Origin of the sequence: Streptomyces sp. NRRL B-24572 (genome assembly GCF_002156145.1) — a bacterium.
Classification (GTDB): Bacteria; Actinomycetota; Actinomycetes; order Streptomycetales; family Streptomycetaceae; genus Streptomyces; species Streptomyces vietnamensis.
This window is the reverse complement of the sequence record NZ_MWIG01000846.1, coordinates 1-5,661: the sequence shown is the minus strand read 5'-3', so window position 1 is coordinate 5,661 and position 5,661 is coordinate 1. Positions and strand designations below refer to the sequence as shown.

The following is a 5,661-nucleotide window of genomic DNA, read 5'->3' as shown; positions in this document are numbered from 1 at the left end:
CATGGGCCTCGTCCTGCCCTTGCCGACCCTCCGTCGAGGAGGGCAGGACGAGGCCCATGAGCAACGGCTTATTCCGGCCCCACATCGCATCACTGATCGCTGACCGTACAGACACATCCGACACATCCGAGTAACTGCTCAGCCCATCAACGAGACACGCCATGGACCGCCTCAGGCACCACCCCTGACCCGGAAGCAGCGAAACGACCCCTCCGTCAGACGATCTACTCCGCAGACAACCGCCCGCGACCAGCGCGAGCACCCCGACAGGCCGGCACACCAGCCCCCTTGACCTGCGATTTTCAAGTTGGCGGAGGCACATTCCTCCACAGCCGCTGGGGGCATGTCAGCAGGTGCTGGGGGCGGTCTTGCCGGCGAAGCGGTCCGCGAGCCAGGGGGTGCCTTCGCTGCTGGTGGCGGCGCTGGCGGCGATGTGGCCGGGAACGATGTTGCTGGTGAACTTCACCGTGGTGCCCAGCGCGCACCAGTCGGCGGCCAGTTGCTCGCCGACCCGGTAGGGGATCACGTCGTCGAACCGGCTGTGTGACAGCAGGACGGGGACGGCGGGCTTGCGGGTGCCGAGCCGCTGGTCGGCCACGATCGCCTTCCAGGGCGCGTACGAGAGACGGTCGGTCAGGGGACGGCCGTCCACGGTCAGGAGCCGGGACTTCAGGAACGGGTACTTGGCCAGGGCCTGCGCGGTGCACAGGTTGTCGCGCAGGTCGTTCGTCACCCCCTTCCCGAAGAAGTTCAGGTACGGGTTGATGTCGATGCCGTAGGAGGCGCCGAGCCCGGACAGGGAGTAGTTGAAGAACGCGCCGTACGCGGAGCCGTCGAGGTTGGCCGCCACCGCGTCGAGGTCCGCGGGGGCGGCCCCGACGACGGCGCCCTTGATCTGCAGTTCAGGCGCGTAGGAGGGGGCGAGCTCGGCCGCGGCAGCGGCGGCGCCACCGCCTTGGGAGTACCCGTAGAGGGCCACCGGGCCGTCGGCGGGCAGCTGGGTTCCCTGCAGTCGCTGGGCCGCTCGGAGGGAGTCCAGGACCGCTCGCCCCTCGGCCTCGCGGTCCATGTAGGTGTGGACGCCCGGGGTGCCGAGTCCCTGGTAGTCGGTGACCACGACGGCCCAGCCCTGGTCGAGGAGGTTCTTGACGGGCAGTCCCTCGTACTCGGTGCCTTCCGCCATCTGGCGCGAGGGGGCGCACTTGTCGGCCAGTCCCTGGGTGCCCGGGGCGAAGGCGATGATCGGCCGGGGCGCGGGGGAGGCGGTCCGGGAAGTGAGGACGGTGCCGGTGACCGCGATGGGCTTGCCGGTACGGTCGGTCGAGCCGTACAGAATCCGCTCGACGTTCGCGTCGACCTTGACCGCCTTGAGCGGATCCAGGTAGAAGACGGCCGGCTCCGAGCTGATCACGTCACCGTTGCCCGCGGGAAGCGCGGCCGCGGACGTGTGCGGCCGCTCGGCTGCCCGGCCCACCGACAGAAACGTATGGGCGCCGGCCGGTTGCGCGCCCAGGGTCAGCACCCAGCTGGAACAGACGGTCAGGACGGCGGCTGCCGTGCGCAGCAGGGACTTCACGGTTTCGCACTCCCTTGATCAACGGCCCGCGTCGCGCGGACTCCCGTCGTGATCTTGGGTGTCGTCGGAGGGGTACGGCGCGTGACCAGCCGGGAGTTCACCTGGATGGCGGGCGCACGAGCCGCGCATCGGGGGTGCTCCGAAGCCGTCCGGGCTCACCATGCGGGAGAACTCCACGAGTCGGGGTCCGGCGCTGCTCACGGGCGGCCCGTCAGTCGACTCGACCTGACCCTCGACGGCCCAGGTCCGACCTCCCGCTCCCCGCTTCCGGTATCGGACTGTGGTCCGACAGCCGGGGCAACCCAGGATGGTCTTGTTCGCCAGTTCCTCGTGGACAAAGCCACCCATTCGTGTTCCGTGGTGCTCAGTCGCGGCAGTCGCATCCCGGGCGGTCGCTCGTTCGCGTGGTTTGCCCGGGCGGATGTGAGGCAAGGAGCCGCCGGATCTGTGTGACGTTCCCTCACGAGGGCTGTGCGACCCGCGCGGCCCTTTTCAGTGCCAGTTGGCACTGCCGCAGCTTCCTGATCCCTGTCCCGTGCGTACGCGATCATCTGGAGGAAGTCTTGGCACGACGCTCCCCCGACTGCGTGGAGTTCGATCCCCGGGCCCTCGACGGGGAGGACCTGTACGGGGCGCTGGCCCAACTGCGCGGCCACGGAAGAATCGTTCACTCTCCCCGGCTCGGGGCGTGGTGCGTGACCGGCTACGACGACATCGCCGCGATCCTGCGCAACGACGCCGACTTCTCCGCGCGCGGCCACAAGCCCCGGCCGACCGTGGACGTGCCGCCCGACGTGGCGGAGATCCTGGCCGGCTGGAGCTGCACGAGAGCCCCCATGGGCACCGGCTCTCCCCGGACGAGGTGGCCGGGCTGATCCCGACGCTGATCATCACAGGGCACACGACGCTCGCCCAGGGCCTGGCCATCATCGTCCGCCGGCAGTTGCGCTCGCCCGGAGGATGGGAGGCTGTGACAGAGGGCCGGATCGAGATCGCGGACCTCGTGGAGGAGGGGCTGCGGCTGGACTGTCCCGTTGTCGGGATGTACCGCACCGCTCTGCGGGAGGTGACCGTCGCCGGGCAGACCCTGCCGGCGGGGAGCAAGGTGCTGCTGTTGTACGGGGCGGGCAACCACGATCCGGCCAAGTACACCGCTCCGGACCGGCACTTGCCCGAACGGTGGCCGACGGCCGGGCACCTGGCGTTCGGCCGGGGCATCCACTACTGCGCGGGCGCCGCCCCGGCCCGCTTGGAGTTGCGGATCGCGCTGGAGGAGCTGGCCGGCCACCTCCCCGCCCTCAAGGCCGCGGCGGATGCCGCGCCCGTCTGGCGGCCGACGTTCCCTCTGCGGGCACTGACCGCGCTGCGGGTGCGCCCATGACCGAGCAGCTGCTCTGCCCCGACGTCCGTCTGCACGCGGCCGTGGCCGGTCCGCCGCCCGCCCGGCACGAGAACGGGCGACGGTTCGACGCGGTGATCGCCGACATCGACGACACCCTCACCCTGGACAACTCCGCTGCCGAACTCCTCGCCGCGTCGGGCATCCCCGGCCGACGCCTGCGGGAGCTGATCGGCGAGTCCGAGTCCGGGCGCCTGGACCAGGCGGCTGCCGACCTGCGTCTGCTGGAACTGCTGAACTCCACCGGCCGCCTCGACCGCGAGACGGCCGAAGCGGTCTTCGCCAAGATCAGGCTGCGGCCGTCCGTGCTCCCCATGGTCCGGGCCTGGAAGCGGGCCGGGCTGCGGGTGGGGCTGGTCTCCGCCTCGTTCAACACCCACGTCGACCACATCGCGGCCCGCCTGGACGTTTCCGACCGGTACAGCAACGTCCGGCTCACCTTCGACCCCGGCGGAGCCCTGACGCAGGTGCGCTTCACCTGTCCCGCGAGGAGCGGCTGACTCACGCCATGGGCGTCATGTGTCCTGCGGGCGGTTGCTGGTCAAGGGGCGAGGCATGAGCTGCGCTGACGCGTCTTGACCGTCATCCTGGGAGGTCGGACGGCCCCGGGCGTGGCCCGGGCCGAGATACGGCGTGAGGACACCGCCGGCGGAGGCCACCATGCTGATCAGCCACGATCTTGATGCCGACATGCTGCATGTGACCCTGCACCGCGATCTCGACATCGCCACCCGGGCCGCGGCCGTCCAGGAGTTCGAGGCCCTGGTCCACACGCACGGACCGAAGCGCGTGACCCTACACGTCCCCGCCGGGGAACCGACGCCCGCCACCCTCAGCACACACCGCATGTGCCAGAGCCTGGGAATCCCGCTGGAGCTCGCCGGGGCGTCCACGGCCACGCACCGCTTGTTCGCCGCGAACACCACGTAGACAGCACGTCATACCCCCAGAGCGCAGAGCGGCCCACCGCGGCTGCTGCACGCCTGTCGCGGGCTTTACGCCGCGAGACGGCTCAGCCCGGCGGCCAGCTGCCGTACCGCGTTCTCGGCATCGGCGAGCTGGTCAGGGGGCGGGTGTGTGGTCCCGAATGTGGGCGTCTCTTCGGGTGTCAGTGCGCGCCAGCTGAGAATCGGCGAAAGCGCCTCGGCACCCGCCCCGATGAACCAGGCGACAGGGCCGTGGGTCCGGGCCAGGGCGATCGCCAGCACAGCCAGGGCTTCACGCAAGTGGGCCAGCCGCTCGATGTCCGGCAGAACTTCCTGCTCCCGCGCGACGCCGACAGCCTCATCCAGGCCCGTGGCCACTTCCAGCGCCAAAGCTTGATCCCCAGGCGTCAGCTGCCATGTTCGCCCCCCGACCCGCTGCTCCGCCTCTTCAAGCAGGGCCGCGACCGCCGACTGCATCCCCATAACGATCTCCCGGTGAAACGGCTGCGCCACACGGACTCGCGGAGCCCGGTCAGCGTCCGTCGGCTGCGGAGCGAGCGGCGGCCCCAGAGGCGGGAGGCCGCCGCTGTGCCCGGCTTCACTACGCGTGACGAGCGGACAAGGGCGAGGGAAGGGTGAGGATCTCGCGTCTCCTCCGGTCTCGTTCCGGACAGCCCGGCCACTGCCAGTAACTCAGCCGCCCGCTTCAAAGGCAATTTCGGCACCCCCATCCGGGAACGTATGGGCACGAGGGAGCCGTCTCGGCTGTAGGGCCTCCTGTCGCGGGGGCATACGCGCTCCATACCCCCGGACCTTGCACGGCCCCGAAGGGTGACCTTCCGGCCGTCTTCCTTCAGGGCTTGCATCCGTTGCCGGGCTCTTCGTACGTCTCCGTTCCACCCTTGAGCTGCGATACCCGGGTGCCGACGGATCATCCCTCAGGCGCGCGAATGGCGGGAAGGATCCCGGCACCGCTCCGGCCCGCGAGGGTCAGTGGTCGGGCCTCTCCAACGGCACCCGCCGCCGGGGTCGGCCTGGACGCCCCGCCGCATACGGCACCACCCCCACGCGTCCGTCACCTCGACGACATACGCGCGAGGTGACGCCGAGCAGGCGCCCGGGTCCTGACCCGGCCTGGCACGCGGCGCAGGTTGTGCCGGGCCCGCGCGGCCGCGTGCCTCCCGACCTGCCGTTGACCGGCGCACCGGCCACTGCCCCCGGCCTCCCCGGCCGGATCCTGGCACGCGGCCCGGAGCTGTGCGGCAACCGGTACGGCGACGTCCAGCTGGTGAATACGGGCACTGGCCAACTGGCCCTCGCGGCGCTGGAGGGTCTGCCGACGGCGTGCGGAGCGTACTTCGCCGAGATCGACACTGCTGGCACTGCCTGCGCCCATGCGCGGCATCTCGCGCGCAGGGTGTGCGTCGCCGACGTGGCGGCCAGTGCCCTGTTCACCCTGCCTCCCGGCACGTGATGCTCGCCGCCGGCAGCCGATCCGTCCACAGCACCCCGTGGATCAGCCCCGGCGGGCAGTGCATGGGCATGGTCTCCCTTACAGGGGCTGGTTGGCCACTGCGGAGATCTCCGCAGTGTTGGTGGCTTCTTGGTACATGGGCCTGCGGTTGCGGTCCCGCGAAGAGCGCAAAGCTCCAGAGCCTTTTACCCCCCACAATTCCCCCTGAGCCGGCCCACCGGCCGGGGCAGGGGGCGGCCGCATGTGCGCCCGCAGGGCCGAGCGAGGCGGGCGCACATGCGGCCGC

General features: G+C 70.8%; 7 protein-coding genes. 5 read left to right on the top strand and 2 right to left on the bottom strand.

Features of this window, described 5'->3' with window-relative positions; translation table 11 throughout:
- Positions 1 to 346: 346 nt before the first annotated feature.
- The gene (locus tag CCN56_RS37090) at positions 347 to 1,576 is read right to left on the bottom strand and encodes a lipase family protein (RefSeq protein WP_256962370.1); all 1,230 of its coding nucleotides are present in this window, start codon (positions 1,574 to 1,576) and stop codon (positions 347 to 349) included.
- Positions 1,577 to 2,139: 563 nt separating this feature from the next.
- On the opposite strand from CCN56_RS37090, the gene CCN56_RS37085 reads away from it, so the two are divergent.
- From CCN56_RS37085 to CCN56_RS37070, 4 genes are all read left to right on the top strand, one after another.
- A complete protein-coding gene (locus CCN56_RS37085; protein WP_143664749.1) occupies positions 2,140 to 2,451 on the top strand; it encodes a hypothetical protein in 312 nt (103 codons plus the stop codon).
- Complete coding sequence (locus tag CCN56_RS37080; RefSeq protein ID WP_086832110.1) at positions 2,439 to 2,957, top strand: cytochrome P450; 519 nt, start codon at positions 2,439 to 2,441, stop codon at positions 2,955 to 2,957. The genes CCN56_RS37085 and CCN56_RS37080 overlap by 13 nt, the downstream gene beginning before the upstream one ends.
- The gene (locus CCN56_RS37075) at positions 2,954 to 3,475 is read left to right on the top strand and encodes an HAD-IB family phosphatase (protein WP_086832109.1); all 522 of its coding nucleotides are present in this window, start codon (positions 2,954 to 2,956) and stop codon (positions 3,473 to 3,475) included. Before CCN56_RS37080 ends, CCN56_RS37075 begins: the two co-directional genes overlap by 4 nt.
- A 160-nt stretch (positions 3,476 to 3,635) precedes the next feature.
- Positions 3,636 to 3,905 carry a hypothetical protein gene (locus CCN56_RS37070; protein ID WP_086832108.1) on the top strand — a complete coding sequence of 90 codons (270 nt, stop codon included), beginning with the start codon at positions 3,636 to 3,638 and terminating at the stop codon, positions 3,903 to 3,905.
- Positions 3,906 to 3,970: 65 nt separating this feature from the next.
- On the opposite strand, the gene CCN56_RS37065 is transcribed toward CCN56_RS37070, so the two are convergent.
- Complete coding sequence (locus CCN56_RS37065; RefSeq protein ID WP_256962369.1) at positions 3,971 to 4,378, bottom strand: hypothetical protein; 408 nt, start codon at positions 4,376 to 4,378, stop codon at positions 3,971 to 3,973.
- Between the two features lie 697 nt (positions 4,379 to 5,075).
- On the opposite strand from CCN56_RS37065, the gene CCN56_RS37060 reads away from it, so the two are divergent.
- Positions 5,076 to 5,375, top strand: a complete 300-nt coding sequence (locus tag CCN56_RS37060; protein ID WP_086832107.1) for a hypothetical protein — start codon at positions 5,076 to 5,078, stop codon at positions 5,373 to 5,375.
- The last annotated feature ends 286 nt before the right edge of the window (positions 5,376 to 5,661 follow it).

Bases quoted from the DNA above. Each gene is read 5' to 3' on its own strand.
- CCN56_RS37075 (WP_086832109.1), top strand. From the start codon at position 2,954: ATGACCGAGCAGCTGCTCTGCCCCGACGTCCGTCTGCACGCGGCCGTG.
- CCN56_RS37070 (WP_086832108.1), top strand. From the start codon at position 3,636: ATGCTGATCAGCCACGATCTTGATGCCGACATGCTGCATGTGACCCTG.
- CCN56_RS37065 (WP_256962369.1), bottom strand. From the start codon at position 4,378: ATGCAGTCGGCGGTCGCGGCCCTGCTTGAAGAGGCGGAGCAGCGGGTC.